This is a genomic window from Rhodococcus sp. M8 (assembly GCF_015654185.1).
In the GTDB taxonomy this organism is placed as follows: Bacteria; Actinomycetota; Actinomycetes; order Mycobacteriales; family Mycobacteriaceae; genus Rhodococcus; species Rhodococcus aetherivorans.
In genome coordinates, this window is the sequence record NZ_CP064065.1 from 5,508,498 (window position 1) to 5,524,747 (window position 16,250).

The following is a 16,250-nucleotide window of genomic DNA, read 5'->3' on the forward strand; positions in this document are numbered from 1 at the left end:
CCGCCGCTACACCCGTACCCGGTATGCGGGTAGGACGGTCACGGGACAGGGCTCGGTTGGTGGTGCTCGACCGAAATCACGCTGTACTCGCCCGATCGGAAGCGATCGACCGAGACGTGTCGTCGATGCAGTCACCCTACACGGCGGGAGGTGGCCGATGCGTTACGCGCATGGAACCTGTGCGTGACGTGTCGCGGGGTGCGGCGTGGCGAGGTGAGGCAAAGTCTTGTTCGTCCTGTTCGGTGGCGTCTACGGTGAGTGCGGACCGCGTGTACGACACTGCGAATCGGAGGCCGATATGAAGGCCGGCAAGATCGTCATGTTCGTTGTAGGCGTCCTGCTGTCGATGCTCGGCCTGGCGTTGCTCGTCGCCGCCGGAGTGCTCGGCTGGGGATACTTCGCCCAGCGCGACGACGGCTGGTTCACCGCTCCCACCGAGCGGTACCGCACCGACTCGAGTGCGCTCGTCTCCGAGCGCATCGACCTGGTCTTCGACGACGCGCCGACAGGTTTCGGCGCCGAGGACCTCGGCCGGCTCAGATTGCGTGCGGCGTCGGAGGATCCCGGCCGGCCGGTGTTCGTCGGCATCGGCCCGCAAGCGGAGGTCGACGCCTTCCTGTCCGGCGTCGCGCACGCCGAGCTCACCGACGTCCGGTTCGAGCCGTTCCGCGCCGAGTATCGCGAGATCCCAGGCGACGACCCCGCCCGCGTGCCCGGTGACGAGGACTTCTGGGCCGCGTCGGCCTCCGGCCCGGGCACCCAGGAGCTGCGCTGGGAATTCCAGGAAGGGGTGTGGTCGATCGTCGTGATGAACGCCGACGCCACCCCGGGCGTGGCGGTGGACCTGCAGGCGGGCGCCCAGTTCCCGTTCCTGGGACCGCTCGCGCTGTGGCTGCTGATCAGCGGGCTCGTGCTACTGGTGATCGGGGTGCCGCTGCTCGTCCTCGGAGCGGTGGGACTCGGCCGGCACGGCCCGCCCGCGGCGCACGCTCCGCCTCCCGCAGCCGTCGCCCCGGGCTCCTATCCGGTGATGCTGCGCGGCGATCCGGACGCGCCGTCGCGCGGGCTGTGGCTCGTGAAGTGGCTCTTGGCGATCCCGCACTACATCGTGCTCTTCTTCCTCGCGATCGCGCATTTCGTCACGACGATCGTCGCGGGCTTCGCGATCCTGTTCACCGGCCGCTACCCACGGCCGCTGTTCGACTTCAACGTCGGCGTGATGCGGTGGTGGTGGCGCGTCGGGTTCTACACCTACGCGGCCCTGGGCACCGACCGGTATCCGCCCTTCACGCTGCACCGCACGGACTATCCCGCCGATTTCGACGTCCCCTACCCGGAACGCCTCTCCCGGGGACTGGTGCTGGTCAAGTGGTGGCTGCTCGCCGTCCCGCACTATCTGATCCTCGCCGTGCTCGTCGGGGGTGGGGCCACAGCGGCGTCGGGGAACGGCGACGACTGGGACGACGCGGTGTGGACCTACTCGTGGTCGCTGCTCGGCATTCTCGTGCTCGTCGCGGCGATCGCCCTGCTGTTCACCGCCCGTTACCCGAGCGGGTTGTTCGATCTCGTCGTGGGCATCAACCGCTGGCGGTTCCGCGTGTGGGCCTACGCGGCCCTGCTGCGCGACGAGTACCCGCCGTTCCGGCTCGACCAGGGTCCCCGGGAACTGCACGAGTACGCGGCACCGGAGGGGCCGCACGACGACCTCCCGCCCGAACACGGCCCCACCCGAACGCAGATCCCGCTCTCGAAGGAGCAGTACGGCGACCCGGCCTCCGGGGAGCAGACCCGCCCGGGGGAGGGACGCTGACGGTCCCCGGACATGAGCCGTGGCCTCGTCGACAGGGTCGACGAGGCCACGTGCATGCGTGCCGCGGCACTACTTCTTGAACGAGTCCTTGACCTTGCCGGCGGCGTCGGAAATCTTGTCGCCGGCCTGCTTGAGGCTGCTCGACGCCTGGTCGCCCCGGCCCTCCGCCTCGAGGTCACGGTCACCGGTCGCGCGGCCGGCTCCCTCCTTGGCCTGACCGGACACGTCCTCCGCCTTGTGCTTGGCCTTGTCGATGAAATCAGCCATGTCTCCTCCTTCGTCCGTGGTCGCTTCCCCTGCCGGTTACCCCACAGCGCGTCGGCTCAATCCCCCGCGCCGCGGGGACGGCTCAATCCCCCGCGCCGCGGGGACGGCTCAATCCCCCGCGCCGCGGGTTTGGCCGCCGCGTCACCGGGGAAAGCCCCGGGCATGGCTACTTACCGAGTGATCGACCCCAAGGGCGAAGTGGTGGCGACCAAGGACATCGAGAGCGCGGACGACGCGCACGCCTGGTTCGTGGACTCCAAGGCCGACAACAGCGAGCTGGGCTGGCGTATGGAGGTCAGGGTCGAGGGCGACCACGACTGGCGGTTCTTCGACGACACCGAAGGAACCTCGTAGCACGGCCGGACGCGGGCCGCGCCGGTCACAACCAGTTGCGTTGCTTGAACACGATGTAGAGCATCCCCGCCGACCCGGCGATGATCGCGGTGCTCGACAACACCCCGCTCCACTGCCCGAAGCCGGGGTACGGCACGTTCTGGCCGTACCAGCCCGTCACCGCGGTGGGCACGGCGATGATCGCGGCCCACCCCGTGAGCTTCCTCATCACCATGTTCAGCCGCGCGTCCTGCAGCGACAGGTTGGTCTCGAAAACCGTGGTGACCATGTCGCGCAGCGACTCGGTCCACTCCGTCGCGCGGATCACGTGGTCGTACAGGTCGGTGTACCAGCCGTCGAGCTCGACGGAGTTTCCCCGCTCGGCCCGGTGCCGCATCACCGCGGCCACCACCTCCCGCATCGGCAGCACGACCCGGCGCAGCTGGACGAGTTCCTTGCGTACCCGGTAGGTGTGACGCTGGAGCGCGCGAATGTGCGCGCGCTCGTCGAACAACCCGTCCTCCAGTTCCTCGATCGCGTCGTCGAGCCCCTGAATGGTCTCGAACTGGCCGTCGACGACGACGTCGAGCAGCCCGTGCAGCAACGCGGCGGTGCCGTGCCGGAGCAGATCGGAGTTGTCGTCCCAGCGCCGCATCACCTCGCCGACGTCCAATCCGGTGCCCCGATGCACCGTGACCAGGCCGCGCGGGACCACGAACACCGAGACCCGAGTGATTCTGAGCCGTGACCCGTGCGCATCGGCCGGCTCGCTCTCGTCCGCCAGCGACGTGGCGTAGATCGTCATGAAGGTGTGGGTGGCGTAGCGGGTGACCTTCGTGCGTTCCGCGTGCGCCACGACGTCCTCGACGGCATGCGGATCGAAATCCAGCTCGTCCGCGACGTCGGACAGCTCGCGGTGCGTCGGATCGTGCAGGTCGACCCACACCAGGGCCCCCTCGTCCTGAAGGTGCTCGGAGACCTCGGCCAGCGGATAGTTCTCGGCGACGAGCCGTCCGTCGCGCCAGAGCCGGGTGCGGACGTGGTCGGGAACAGCAGCGGTCACGTTCGCAGTCTGCCCTACCCGTCCGCCGACGCGTGCCCCGACGGCCGGTGCTCAGAGCGCGGTGCTCGTGCCGCCCGACTCCGTCAGCCGCAGCATCTCGTCGAGAAAGGCCTCGTCCACCGCCGGCCAGTCCGGGGGCCACAGCAGAGTCTGCAGCCGGTCGCGGAGCAACGGGAGGACCTGCACCACATGGGCTCCACCGTCGACGAGATAGCGGAGCATGCCCAGCCGCCCGCACGTGGCCACCGCGGGGGCCAGCACCTCCTGGGCCTCCTCGAGACGTCCGGCCGCGTGTAGGCACGCCACGAGCAGCCGCGCCGCCTGCAGTTCGGCGCGGTACCGGCCGCGGCCGGACACCCGGCGATGCCACAGCCGGGCCCAGTCGCAGGCCCGGGCCACGTCCTCGGCCCGGCCCGTGCCGTAGAGGAGACGGATGGCGGTGGCGTCCTCCACCTGCGCGGTGATCTCCGCGATGCCGTCCGGATCCGGGGCGTCGGAATCCGGCATCTCCCGCGGGGCGGGCCGCGGAACCGGCAGGCCGAGCCGCACGCGTTCGTTGATCACCCGGGCACGCAGCCGCGGCAGCCGGTAGTCGTCGGCGGCCCGCGCTCCCTCGTCGAGCAGTGCCGCCGCCGCGGCGCGGTCGCCGCGCAGCGCCTTGAGCCGCGCGGCCGTGACGAACCGGGCGATCATGAAGTCCGGTACGCCGCCCTCGGTTCCGAGCTCGTGACTCTCGTCGAGCAGAGCCTCGGCCTCGGCGATCCGGCCCTGCTCGTAGAGCAGCTCGCCGAGCATGGCGGCGGCCAGGCGCGCGGCATGGGTGTGGACGCCGCCCCCCTTGCGGGCGGCCCGCAACCCCGCGCGGAAGTGCCTTTCGGCCGTGGCGACGTCGAGCTGCTCGTTGGCCGCGATGCCGAGCAGGCACAGCCCGTACACGAGGCTGAAGGGGCCGTTGGTGGCCCGGTGGTACGGCTCGGCCCACCGCTGCCGCCGCCGCGCCGCCTCGAAGTCGAACCGGTAGACGTCCACGAAGGTCGCCACGTTCGCCGCGACGGACACCACCCAGGGGCGGAAGGTGTCCGGGTCGTCCAGGCACGGCGCGACCTTGTCCGCGACGCCGGCGGTGTGGTCGGTGGAGGCGGCGACGACACCGTCGACGACGTCGGCCTCGACCTGCAGGACCGCGATGTCCTCCTCGGGCGCGTTGCAGCAGCTCAGGCATCCCCGGGCCGCGGCGAGGGCGACGCGGGTCTGGTCGGCCCGTTGCAGCAACGCGTTCGCCCACGCGACGGTCATCTGCAGCTGCGGATGCGCCGCCACCCCACGTGGCGGCAGTTTCGCGACCAGCGCCAGCAGTGTCGTCATGTGGGAGTGCTCGACCAGGAGCATCCCGTCGGCGGCGACCATCTCGACCGCGAGTTCCGGCTCGTCGGCGCTGAGCGCATGGTCCACGGCCTCGCGCAGCATGTGCTGGCGCGCAAACCATTCCGCGGCGGCGTGGTGCAGCGCGCCCACGCGTTCGGGGTGATCGCGTTCGAGCCGGCGGCGCAGGAAGTCCGCGAACAGCCGGTGGTAGCGGAACCAGCGGCCCTCGTCGTCGACCCGGCGCAGGAACAGGTCCCGCTCCTCGATCTGCTCGAGCATCGCCTGCCCGTGCGGGTCGCCGGTGAGCGCGGTGGCGAGGCTGCCGGTGATCTCCTCGGTGATCGACGTCGCGAGCAGGAACTCGTACACCTCCGGCTCGAGGGTGTCGAGCACGTTGTCCGCGAGGAACTCGCCGATGGCGTGGTGCCGGCCGGAGAGGTTCTCGATCAGCCCGGTCGGATCCTCACTGTCGCGCAGCGACAACGACACCAGTTGCAGCGCGGCGACCCAGCCGTCGGTGACGTCGGTCAGGTCGCGGACGTCCTCGGGCTCGAGGTCCAGGCCGCTCACGTCGCGCAGAAAGGCATCGGATTCCTCGGCGTCGAAACGCAGGGCGTCCGAGTCGATCTCGATGAGCTCGTCGAGGACCCGCATCCGGCTGAGCGGTAAGCCGGCCTGGCTCCGGCTGGTCACCACGATCTGCAGGTGATGGCACCCGCGGTCGAGGAGGAAGTCCAGTGCGGCGACGGTCCCCGGGGCGGTGACGAGGTGCCAGTCCTCGATCACCAGGGCCATCGGCGCCTCCTCCCGGTGGATCTCGTCGATCAGGGTGGACAGCACGTACCGCTCGGCGTCGTCGCCGTGGGCCTCGAGCACCTGCCGCAGCTGACGGGCGAACTGCGGACGCACCTGCCGGAACGCCTCGATCAGGTGGGTGAGGAACCACACCACGTTGTTGTCGTCCCGATCGACCGCGAGCCACGCCACCGCAACACCCTCGGCGGTGAGTACCTCCCGCCACTGGGCGGCCAGCGTCGACTTCCCGAACCCGGTCGGGGCGTGGATCGCGACGAGGCGGCGGCGCCGGCCGAGGCGCAGCCGGTCGATGAGCCGGGTGCGCTTCACCAGCGGCCGGGTGGGTGCCTGCGGCCGGAACCGGGTCGCCGGCACCGGCGGCGTGGTGATCGCGGTGGGCGTGGGGTGCGGTCCGGTGGTGTGCGTGGTCCCCGCGACCGGCAGCGGCCCGAGACTGTCCGGACCCACGGGCAGCGCCATCTCGTCCACGTCGCAGCCGCCGCGCTCCTGCGCCTGCTGCAGCAGCTCCCCGAACTCCGCGGCGGACTGTGGACGGGCATCCGGCTCGGTGGCCATGCCGCGCTCGAGGGCCGAGCACACGTCGTCCGGGACGCCGGTGCTACGCAGATCCGGGACCGGTTCGGTCGTGATCCGCAGGAACTGTGTGACGACCTGCTCGCCGCGGCGCCGCTCGAACGCCGCGTGCCCGGTCAGCGCACAGAACAGGGTGGCGGCCAGGCCGTAGACGTCGGCGGCCGGGGTGGGCGGCGTGCCGGCCAGGATCTCCGGCGCGGTGAACGCCGGGGAGCCGGTGATCGCGCCCGACGAGGTGTGGAAGCCGTCGCCGATGCGCGCGATGCCGAAGTCGGTCAGCTGCGGTTCGCCGTACTCGGTGAGCAGGATGTTCGCGGGCTTGACGTCGCGGTGCAGCACGTCGGCCCGGTGTGCCGTCTCGAGCGCCCCGGAAAGCTTGACGCCGATGCGCAGCACGTCCGGCCACGGCAGCGGTCCGTAGCGGCGGATGCGGGCCTCGAGCGAGTCGTGCGGGTGGTAGTGCATCACCAGGTAGGGCCGGCCGCTGCCGGTCGTGCCGACCTGCAGCACGGTGACGATGTGCGGGTGCCCGGAGAGCCGGCCCATCGCGCGCTGCTCGCGGAGGAACCGTTCGAGGTTGTCGGCGTCGAGCGTCGCGGTGAGCACCTTCACCGCGACGGTGCGGTCGAGTGCCGTCTCCCGGCACCGGTACACCACCCCGAAACCGCCGCGGCCGATCTCCACGGCGTCCGCGAACCCCGCGAGGCGCAGATCTTCGACGGTCTCGTCCTCCGCCGCGCCGGCGTGGGAGACCGGGGCTCGCCGGGTGGCGAGTGGATCGTTCTCTGCCATCGGGGCACTCACCTCACGTGGATTCCTCCAGGATAGTCCCGGGTGTGGCGGGCACGACACGGATCGATCGCCGGTTCTCCATTACCGTTGTCCGGCCGGGCCTCCCGGCAACGACGGCCGGAAACTCCGGGAAACGACACTGCGATCGGAATTGGGAAACGATGAAGAAGACTCTCGCGGCGCTGTTCGGTACGGGTGCGGTGCTGCTCGCGGCGGCCTGCGGATCGTCCGGCGACTCCGGCTCCGCAGGTGAGGGGACCACCGAGTCCACCACCGCCGCGCCGAGCACGAGCCAGGTCACCGGAAGCACCGGCATCGAGCTGGGCCAGAGCTACGACCAGATCTGCAGTGCCCTGGTGCCGTACTTCGACCAGCTCGAATCCTGGGGGCAGGACCGCACCCAGGCCGCGACCTCCGTCGCCGACGCGCAGAAGTCGCTGCCGGGTTGGGCGGAGCTGAGCGAGGAACAGCAGGCCGAAACGCTGCGCGCCGTCGAGAACGCCGGCAAGGGGCAGTGCTGACCGGCGACTCTGCTGCCGGCGACGAGCTGTTCGGCCGGTTGCGGCGCCTCCCGGACGTGGAGGCGCCCAACCTGGTCGCCGTCGACGCCGCCGACAGGTTGATCCTCGACGAAGCCGCCGCCGCGCTCGCCGCGGCGCCGGCCGGGACCGTCGCGGTGATCGACGACCACTACGGCGCCCTCACCCTCGGTGTCGCCGTGCGGTACTCCGCGTCGGGGATCCGGGTGCACCAGGACTCGGTGGTGGGGGAGCGGGCCCTGGCCGCGAACGCCGCGCGCGAGGGCCTGTCCGATCGCTTCACCGTGCACGGTCTCGGGGCCGATCTGCTCACCGGGGCCCGGGTGGTGCTGCTGCAGCTACCGCGGTCGCTCGCCGCGCTCACCGAGATCGCCGAGACCGTCGCCCGGCACGCCGACCCTGGTGTGACGGTGTTCGCCGGTGGCCGCGACAAGCACATCACGCCCGCGATGAACGAGGTGCTGGCCCGGAGCTTCACCGAGGTCCGGGCCTCCCGGGGCCGGCAGAAGTCACGGGTGCTCACCGCCCGCGGCCCGATCGCCGCCGAGCCGACCTACCCGGTGACCGAGACGGTGACCGACGTCGGGCTCACCGTCGTCGCGCACGGGGCCGCGTTCGCCGGTTCCCGCCTGGACATCGGCACCCGATTCCTGCTGGACTTCCTGCCCCGGCTGCCACGCGACGCGAGGACTGCCGTCGACCTCGGCTGCGGCACCGGCATCCTCGCCGTCGCGGCGGCCCGGCGGTTCCCCGGGCTGCGGGTGATCGCCACCGATCAGTCGGCCGCGGCGGTCGCGTCGGCCGCCGCCACCGCCGCCGCGAACCACGTCGCGGACCGGGTCGAGGTTCTGCGCGACGACGTGGCCGGGTCGCTGCCGGACGCCTCCGTCGACGTGGTGCTGTGCAATCCGCCGTTCCACGTCGGCGCCGCCGTGCACACGGGCGCGGCCGTGAAGATGTTCGACGCGGCCGCCCGGCTGTTGCGCCCGGGCGGTGAACTGTGGACCGTCTACAACACCCACCTGAACTATCGTGGGATGCTGCAGCGGACGGTCGGCCGCACAGAAGTTGCAGGACGCAACCGTAAGTTCACCGTGACCCGCTCCGTGCGCACCCGGTAGAGTCCGGTTTGTCCGTGCTCGGCTCCGGTCCGGGGAACTCCCGGCGTCCGCGGATCGTTGAACGGACAGAACCGACCACGAGAAGGGATGTGCACGGTGCGCACCACCAGTAACCCGGTGTTCCGCAACCTGCCCAAGCAAGAGGGCGGCGGATACGCCACGTTCGGCTCTGCGACGGCGGGCGCCGCGCAGGTCACCCAGCAATTCGGCCAGCCGCAGTACGCGCAGGCGGACCCCTGGGCCCGGCCCACCACCGAGCGGTCGATGACGATCGACGACGTCGTCACCAAGACCGGCATCACGCTCGGCGTGCTGGCGAGCTCGGCGCTGATCTCCTACGTCCTCGTCAACGGCAACGTGAACCTGGCCGCGCCGTTCGTCATCGGCGGTGGTCTCATCGGCCTGGTCCTGGTCCTCGTGGCCACCTTCGGCCGCAAGATGGACAACCCGGCCATCGTCCTGGCCTATGCCGTCGCCGAGGGCTTCTTCCTGGGTGCGCTGTCGTTCATGTTCACCGACATCACCTTCGGTGGCGCCGGCGGCGGAACCCTGATCGTCCAGGCGGTGCTCGGCACGTTCGGCGTGTTCTTCGGCATGCTCGTCGTCTACCGCACCGGGGCGATCCGCGTGACCCCGCGCCTGACGCGCATGATCGTCGGCGCGCTGATCGGTGTCCTCGTCCTGGCGCTGGGCAACCTGGTGGCGAGCTTCTTCGTCGACGGCGGCCTGGGCCTGCGCGACGGCGGCACCCTGGCGATCGTCTTCAGCCTCGTCTGCATCGGCATCGCCGCGTTCAGCTTCCTGCTGGACTTCGACGCCGCCGATCAGCTCATCCGCGCCCAGGCGCCGGAGAAGGCCGCGTGGGGCGTCGCCTTCGGTCTGACCGTCACCCTGGTCTGGCTGTACGTCGAGATCCTGCGCCTGCTGTCGTACTTCCAGAACGACTAGCCGATCTCTCCGGCCACCGTGCCGACCGCGGGCCCCGGGAACAGCCGTTCCCGGGGCCCGCGGCGTGTCCGGGGCAGCCACAGCCGGGCAGCCGCCGACGTCAGCGGCGGCTCCGGCACCGGACCGCCCGCCCAGTGACCCAGCGCGGCGGCCAGCACCGGCAGCAGGTGACGGGCCGCCAGCTCGTATCCCGCGGCCGAGGGATGGAACCCGTCCGCGGAGAACAGGCGGTCCGGCGCGGAGAGGAACTCGGGCGTCAACAGGTCTGCCAGCGGCACCGGATGCCCACCGGCCGCGCGCGTCGCCGCGGCCTGCGCGCGGGCCAGTTGCCGCCCCCACGTCCGCACCACCGTGCGCAGCGGCTGGGGGATCGCGCCGACCACCCCGAGGTCGGGGCACGTGCCGACGACCACGACGGCGCCGCCGGCGCGCAGCCGGTGCACCGCCGAGCCCAGCCGCTGCGCCGAACGATGCAGCGACTGCTTCGCGGTCACGTCGTTGGCACCGACCAGGATGACGGCCGCGTCCGGCGGCGGTCCCGCCACGTACATCGCGTCGACCTGCCCCGCCAGGCCCCGCGAGGTGGCCCCCGCGATCGCCTTCGTGCTGAGCCGGACCCGGCGACGGGACTCGTCGGCCAGGGCGCGGGCCAGCAGCACCCCGGGCACCTCGGCGGCGCTCGCGCAGCCCAGGCCGGCCGCCGTCGAATCCCCGAAGATCATCAGGTGCATGTCGAACGGCACGTCGCGGCGCCACGGCACCGGGGACTGCGCTCCGGGCAGGTACACCCCGTCCGCCTCGGGCGGCTTCGCCCAGGTGCGGCCGATGACGCCTCTCGCTTCCGTCGCCTGGCGCATCAGGTACGTGTACGTCAGCCACGAGGCGCCGCCGGCACCGGAGCCGGCGGCGACGGCCGTCGCGCCGGCCAGCGCCGCGGCACGCCACGAAGTTCGGGGCACGGTGGATCACCTTTCCGAGAGGACGGCCACACCCTGAAGTTGCCGTGTCCAGTGTGCGTCGTATGCGTCGCTCGAGCAGCCGGAACGGCGTTGTGCAGAGGCATCTGAGACCATGGAGGAATGCGCATAGCGGATTCCGTCGTCGGTCTCATCGGAAACACGCCGCTGGTCAAGCTCAACTCGGTGACGAAGCCGGGTTCGGGGCTGGTCGCGGCGAAGGTCGAATACTTCAACCCCGGTGGCAGTTCCAAGGACCGCATCGCGGTCAAGATGGTCGACGCCGCCGAAGCCTCGGGTGCGCTGAAACCGGGCGGCACCATCGTCGAGCCGACCTCCGGCAACACCGGCATCGGTCTCGCGCTCGTCGCGCAACAGCGCGGCTACAAGTGCGTGTTCGTGTGTCCCGACAAGGTCAGCGAGGACAAGCGCAACGTGCTCCGCGCGTACGGCGCCGAGGTCGTGGTGTGCCCGACCGCGGTGCCCCCGGAGCATCCCGACAGCTACTACAGCGTCTCCGACCGGCTCGCCCGGGAACTGCCCGGCGGCTGGAAGCCCGACCAGTACTCCAACCCGGCCGGGCCGGAGAGCCACTACGAGACCACCGGCCCGGAGATCTGGCGCGATACCGACGGCAAGGTGACCCACTTCGTCGCCGGCGTCGGCACCGGCGGCACCATCACCGGCACCGGCCGCTACCTCAAGGAGGTTTCCGGCGGCAAGGTCAAGGTGATCGGCGCCGACCCGGAGGGCTCCGTCTACTCCGGCGGCACCGGTCGCCCGTACCTCGTCGAGGGTGTGGGCGAGGATTTCTGGCCCAGCGCCTACGACCCCTCGATCCCCGACGAGATCATCGCCGTCTCCGACGCGGACTCGTTCGACATGACCCGGCGTCTCGCCCGCGAGGAGGGCCTGCTCGTCGGCGGGTCGTGCGGCATGGCCGTCGTCGCCGCCCTGAGGGTCGCCGAGCGCGAGGGACCGGACGCGCTCGTCGTGGTACTGCTTCCCGACGGTGGGCGCGGCTACATGTCGAAGATCTTCAACGACAAGTGGATGGCCTCGTACGGTTTCCTGCGGGCCCCGCTCGACGGCAAGCCGGACGATTCGACCGTCGGCGACGTGCTGCGCAGCAAGTCGGGGGAGCTGCCCGCCCTCGTGCACACGCACCCGTCGGAGACGGTCCGCGACGCCGTCGAGATCCTGCGCGAGTACGGGGTCTCGCAGATGCCGGTCGTGGGTGCCGAGCCGCCCGTCACCGCCGGTGAGGTCGCGGGCAGCGTCAGCGAGCGCGAGCTCCTCAGCGCCGTCTTCGAGGGCCGCGCGAGGCTGGCCGACCCCGTCGCGAAGCACATGAGCCCGTCGCTGCCGCTGATCGGTGTCGGCGAGTCGATCGCCGCCGCCACGAAGGCGTTCGGCGACACCGATGCGCTGCTGGTCATCGACGACGGCAAGCCCGTCGGCGTGATCACCCGTCACGACCTGCTCGGGTTCATCAGCGCGGGCTCGTAGCGGCCGCGCCGGTGGCCCGGGGTGTGTTCCCCGGGCCACCGGCGTGTGCCCCCGACTAGGCTGAGCCGCATGAGTGAGCAGCGCAGCCACGGCTTTTCCACCCGAGCGATCCACGCCGGATACGATCCCGACCCGGCGACCGGCGCCGTCAACGTCCCCATCTATGCGAGTTCGACGTTCGCGCAGGACGGGGTCGGCGGGATGCGCGGCGGATTCGAGTACGCCCGCACCGGAAACCCCACCCGCAAGCCGCTCGAGGCGAACCTCGCGGCCATCGAGGCGGGCACCTTCGGCCGGGCGTTCAGCTCCGGCATGGCCGCCACCGACTGCCTGCTGCGTTCGGTGCTGCGGCCCGGCGATCACCTCGTCATCCCCAACGACGCCTACGGTGGCACCTTCCGGCTGATCGACAAGGTGTTCACGCAGTGGGGCATCGAGTACACGCCCGCGCCCATCTCGGACGTCGACGCCGTGCGCGAGGCGATGCGGCCCACCACCAAGCTGGTGTGGGTCGAGACCCCGACAAACCCCCTGCTCAACATCGGTGACATCGCGGCCCTCGCCGACGTCGCGCACACCGGTGGGGCGAAGATCGTGGTCGACAACACGTTCGCGTCGCCGTACCTGCAGCAGCCGCTGGCCCTGGGGGCCGACGTCGCACTGCACTCGACCACCAAGTACCTCGGTGGCCACTCCGACGTGGTCGGCGGCGCGCTGGTCACGAACGACGAGGAACTCGACACCAGGTTCGCGTTCCTGCAGAACGGTGCGGGCGCCGTCCCGGGCCCGTTCGACGCGTACCTGACGATGCGCGGCATCAAGACGCTGGCACTGCGGATGGAACGGCACAGCGACAACGCCGAGAAGATCGTCGAGCTGCTCGACGGGCATCCCGCCGTCGCCCAGGTGATCTACCCCGGCCACGAGGCGCACCCCGACCACGCCGTCGCCTCGAAGCAGATGCGCCGGTTCGGCGGCATGGTCTCGCTGCGCCTGGCCGGCGGCAAGCAGGCCGCCCTCGACTTCTGCGCACGCACCGAGATCTTCACCCTCGCCGAGTCCCTCGGTGGTGTCGAGTCGCTGATCGAGCACCCGGGCGCGATGACGCACGCCTCGACCGCCGGGTCGCTGCTCGAGGTCCCGGAAGACCTGGTGCGCCTGTCCGTCGGCATCGAGGATGCCGCCGACCTCGTCGCGGACGTCGAGCAGGCACTGGAGGCGTAAACCCGGATGTGACTGCGCCGAGGGGGCGGATGTGGGCGCCCCTTCTCGCATGTGGCCGCAGGAACCGCCCTCTCGACCCCCGAACCTCCCGGTCGACCGCGCGGTGATCGAGCGCCGCGTTCCCTGTTGATGTAACTTCGAGTTCGCTGTGTGGCGCGTCACAACAGCCAAACTGGAACAGGTTCTTACATATATATGATATCCAAGTAACGAAACCGCACCGGTGACAGAGATCACAAGTACGGTGAAGGCGGTCGTCTGAGGGATGGGGAGTTCGCGTATGTCAGTTGACCCGTCGGCGGTGATTGTGGCGGTGGCCACGGCGGCGAGTGCCCTGGTACAGGGAGCGGACATCCCGGATCAGATCAAGGAACAGGTGACGCAGGCGGTCGAGTCGTTCCAGGCATCGGCCGAAGCCTCCGCCGCGACCACGGACCGGCAGGTCGCCGATCTGGTGGCGGGGTTGCCCGAGCCGATGCGTCCGGCGGCGGAGCAGGCCGTGGCGGACGCGACGTCGGCGGCGAAGGACGCGCTGATGCCGCACCTGCCGGCGGAGGCGGCCGCGGTGCTCGAACCGCCGCCGGCGCCGGTGGAGAACCCGGTGCAGGCCGTGCTCGAACAGGTGCCGTCGGTGCTGGCGCCGGCCGCGCCGGCGGGACGGCCGTCGGTGTTCGGGGCGCCGGCCACCGGGGCGACGGGCAGCGGCGCGTGGGCGCCGGGTCCGGCGTGGGGTGGCGGCGCGGTGACGTTGCCGTCGATCCCGGCGATCCTGCCCGGGACGAACCTGGCGCCGATCGGCGCGATCGCGGTGTTCGCGCCGTGGCTGCGCAAGGCCGGCCAGTTGTGCGACGGGGTCGGCGCGCCGGTGCTGGCGGCGCTGTACTCGGCGGAGAACGGCTTCCGGTACGGGCCCAGCGCCCCGGTCTCGCCGGTGGGGGCGAAGGGGCCGGGGCAGTTCATGCCCGGAACCTGGGATGCCTACGGCAAGGACGCCGACGGGGACGGGCGGGCCGATGTGCTGGGCATCGCCGATCCGGTGATGGCGTCGGGGAATCTGTTGTGCGACAACTACCGGCAGATCGAGCAGTGGAAGGCGCAGGGGGTGGTGCGCGGGGACACCCTGGACCTGACGTTGGCGGCGTACAACGCCGGGCTGGGGGCGGTGCGCCGGTCCGGGGGGATGCCGTCGGGGTCGCCGGACTACGAGAACCAGACCAAGCCGTACGTGGCGAAGATCCGGGCGACGGAGATGGTGTTCGCGCGGCTGCTCTCGCCGTTCTTCGGGCTCGGGTTGCCGGGGATGACCGAGACCGGCAACCGGGTGGTGGACCTGGCCTTCCGGTATCTGGGGCTGCCGTACGTGTGGGGTGGCGGCAACGTCAACGGTCCGTCGGGGGGCGGGTTCGACTGCTCGGGCCTGACGTCGTACGCGGTGTACGCGGCGACCGGGGTGACGTTGCCGCGCACCTCGCAGACGCAGTGGCGGGTCGGCACCGAGATCCCGATCCAGCTGGCCCGGCCGGGGGATCTGGTGTTCGGCAACTGGCAGTCCGACGGGCCGGGGCACGTGGGCATCTACATCGGCGGCGGTCAGATGGTGCACGCCCCGACGTTCGGGGACGTGGTGCGCGTCGGGGCGGTCTTCCCCGGCATGAAGGCCCGGCGCCTGCTCTGAACCGCCTGCCCCGGGCGCGCGAGAAGGGCCCGACCGGAGACCGGTCGGGCCCTCACGTCGTGCCGGCCGCGCCGCGAGGCGGCTGCCGCCGATCAGCTGTGGTACGGCTCCGCGCTGACGAGCGTCACCTTCATGGTGCTGCCGTTGGGGAGCGTGTACTCGCGGGTCTCGCCGACCTTCGCGTCGATCAGGGCACCGCCCAGCGGGGAGCTGGGCGAGTAGATCTCGATCTCGTTGCCCCGGGCGCCTTCCTCACGGGTGGCGATGAGGAACGTTTCCTTGTCGCTTTCGTCGCCGTCGTAGTACACCGTGACGACCGAGCCGGGCAGCGCGACGCCGGACTGGGTGGGCGCAACACCGACCTTCGCGTTGTTCAGCAGTTCCTGCAGCTGACGAATCCGGGCCTCCTGCTGACCCTGCTCCTCGCGAGCGGCGTGGTAACCACCGTTCTCCTTGAGGTCGCCCTCTTCACGGCGCTCGTTGATCTCGGCCGCGATGACGGGACGATTCGCGATGAGCTGGTCGAGTTCTGCCTTGAGTCGGTCGTACGACTCCTGTGTCAGCCAGGTCACCTGGGTCTCGGTCATCCTCGATCACTTCCTTCGGGTTGGAGCCCCCGGCTCCGTCGACTGGTCGCCGCACTCGCAGCGACGACGGCAACGCGGATCCCTCGAACGTTCCCCCCAAGCCAGTGGCGAACAGGACCGCACTGCTTCCTATGCAGCAATACACGGCCCCAAAGGGTGGAACCGTGTATCCGGCGATTCTAGCACCAACGTGGTCTCCACCACGGAATCCGCAGCGTGCGGTCAGTGTGCGCGCAGGTATTCGGGCACGTCGAAGCTGCAGCCGTACATGTCCGCCATGCCCGGGCGCTGCGACGTCACCACCGGTGCGTCCATCAGCAGGGTGCCGGACTCGGACGAGGGGATCAGCACCTCGCGGCGGCCCGTCTCGGACCCGTCCTTCGACCGCGAGCGGATGATGCACACCGCCTCCTGCGACGGATCCTTCCGCGTCACGGTGAACTGCACCTGGACGGTGGAGTCGTCGACGACGGTGTAGGTGACGACGTCGCTCTCGATCTCCGGGGTGCCGAACTTCTGGTAGAGCAGGAACGCCCCGACCACCCCGACGACGAGCCCGACCGCGACCAGCGCCCACAACCAGGTGCGGCGGGATCCGCCCGTCGCCGGGTAGCGGCCGGTCGGGTAGCGGTCGATCGGGGTGGTGTCGGTCATCACATTTACTTTCGTGCA

The 16,250-nt window shown here is 70.8% G+C and carries 14 protein-coding genes; 8 read left to right on the top strand and 6 right to left on the bottom strand.

Going from position 1 to position 16,250, the window contains the following annotated elements; translation table 11 throughout:
* The first annotated feature begins 298 nt into the window (after positions 1–298).
* Complete coding sequence (locus ISO16_RS25145; RefSeq protein ID WP_006935785.1) at positions 299–1,810, top strand: DUF4389 domain-containing protein; 1,512 nt, start codon at positions 299–301, stop codon at positions 1,808–1,810.
* Positions 1,811–1,879: 69 nt separating this feature from the next.
* On the opposite strand, the gene ISO16_RS25150 is transcribed toward ISO16_RS25145, so the two are convergent.
* Entirely contained in the window at positions 1,880–2,077 is a 198-nt protein-coding gene (locus tag ISO16_RS25150) for a CsbD family protein (protein ID WP_006935789.1), read from the bottom strand.
* Between the two features lie 162 nt (positions 2,078–2,239).
* On the opposite strand from ISO16_RS25150, the gene ISO16_RS25155 reads away from it, so the two are divergent.
* Positions 2,240–2,431, top strand: coding sequence for a hypothetical protein (locus tag ISO16_RS25155; RefSeq protein ID WP_029542193.1), 192 nt, complete (start codon positions 2,240–2,242; stop codon positions 2,429–2,431).
* 25 nt (positions 2,432–2,456) lie between these two features.
* Here the strand turns inward: ISO16_RS25155 and ISO16_RS25160 are convergent, their stop codons facing one another.
* Both ISO16_RS25160 and ISO16_RS25165 read right to left on the bottom strand, forming a co-directional pair.
* The gene (locus ISO16_RS25160; RefSeq protein WP_006935791.1) at positions 2,457–3,473 is read right to left on the bottom strand and encodes a magnesium transporter CorA family protein; all 1,017 of its coding nucleotides are present in this window, start codon (positions 3,471–3,473) and stop codon (positions 2,457–2,459) included.
* A 51-nt stretch (positions 3,474–3,524) separates the two neighbouring features.
* Positions 3,525–7,019, bottom strand: coding sequence for a serine/threonine-protein kinase (locus tag ISO16_RS25165; RefSeq protein ID WP_065922860.1), 3,495 nt, complete (start codon positions 7,017–7,019; stop codon positions 3,525–3,527).
* Between the two features lie 161 nt (positions 7,020–7,180).
* Here ISO16_RS25165 and ISO16_RS25170 point away from each other — a divergent pair, with 161 nt between their 5' ends.
* The 3 genes from ISO16_RS25170 to ISO16_RS25180 all read left to right on the top strand — a co-directional run bounded on the left by ISO16_RS25170 (position 7,181) and on the right by ISO16_RS25180 (position 9,627).
* On the top strand, positions 7,181–7,540 hold the full coding sequence (locus ISO16_RS25170; protein WP_006935793.1) for a hypothetical protein: 360 nt from the start codon (positions 7,181–7,183) through the stop codon (positions 7,538–7,540).
* On the top strand, positions 7,534–8,679 hold the full coding sequence (locus tag ISO16_RS25175; RefSeq protein WP_072634669.1) for a class I SAM-dependent methyltransferase: 1,146 nt from the start codon (positions 7,534–7,536) through the stop codon (positions 8,677–8,679). The genes ISO16_RS25170 and ISO16_RS25175 overlap by 7 nt, the downstream gene beginning before the upstream one ends.
* Positions 8,680–8,775: 96 nt before the next feature.
* On the top strand, positions 8,776–9,627 hold the full coding sequence (locus ISO16_RS25180; protein WP_195886177.1) for a Bax inhibitor-1/YccA family protein: 852 nt from the start codon (positions 8,776–8,778) through the stop codon (positions 9,625–9,627).
* On the opposite strand, the gene ISO16_RS25185 is transcribed toward ISO16_RS25180, so the two are convergent.
* Positions 9,624–10,586 (bottom strand): SGNH/GDSL hydrolase family protein, encoded by a 963-nt coding sequence (locus ISO16_RS25185; RefSeq protein WP_072634671.1) that lies wholly within the window; start codon positions 10,584–10,586, stop codon positions 9,624–9,626. The genes ISO16_RS25180 and ISO16_RS25185 overlap by 4 nt on opposite strands.
* 120 nt (positions 10,587–10,706) lie before the next feature.
* On the opposite strand from ISO16_RS25185, the gene ISO16_RS25190 reads away from it, so the two are divergent.
* The 3 genes from ISO16_RS25190 (at position 10,707) to ISO16_RS25200 (ending at position 14,991) form a co-directional block, all read left to right on the top strand.
* Positions 10,707–12,092, top strand: a complete 1,386-nt coding sequence (locus tag ISO16_RS25190; RefSeq protein WP_006939058.1) for a cystathionine beta-synthase — start codon at positions 10,707–10,709, stop codon at positions 12,090–12,092.
* 69 nt (positions 12,093–12,161) lie between these two features.
* Positions 12,162–13,316 (top strand): cystathionine gamma-synthase, encoded by a 1,155-nt coding sequence (locus tag ISO16_RS25195; protein ID WP_072634672.1) that lies wholly within the window; start codon positions 12,162–12,164, stop codon positions 13,314–13,316.
* 280 nt (positions 13,317–13,596) lie between these two features.
* On the top strand, positions 13,597–14,991 hold the full coding sequence (locus ISO16_RS25200; protein ID WP_072634673.1) for a bifunctional lytic transglycosylase/C40 family peptidase: 1,395 nt from the start codon (positions 13,597–13,599) through the stop codon (positions 14,989–14,991).
* A 92-nt stretch (positions 14,992–15,083) separates the two neighbouring features.
* On the opposite strand, the gene greA is transcribed toward ISO16_RS25200, so the two are convergent.
* Both greA and ISO16_RS25210 read right to left on the bottom strand, forming a co-directional pair.
* Positions 15,084–15,578, bottom strand: coding sequence for a transcription elongation factor GreA (greA, locus tag ISO16_RS25205; RefSeq protein ID WP_003935085.1), 495 nt, complete (start codon positions 15,576–15,578; stop codon positions 15,084–15,086).
* Positions 15,579–15,800: 222 nt separating this feature from the next.
* The gene (locus ISO16_RS25210; RefSeq protein ID WP_029542204.1) at positions 15,801–16,232 is read right to left on the bottom strand and encodes a DUF4307 domain-containing protein; all 432 of its coding nucleotides are present in this window, start codon (positions 16,230–16,232) and stop codon (positions 15,801–15,803) included.
* Positions 16,233–16,250: the final 18 nt, after the last annotated feature.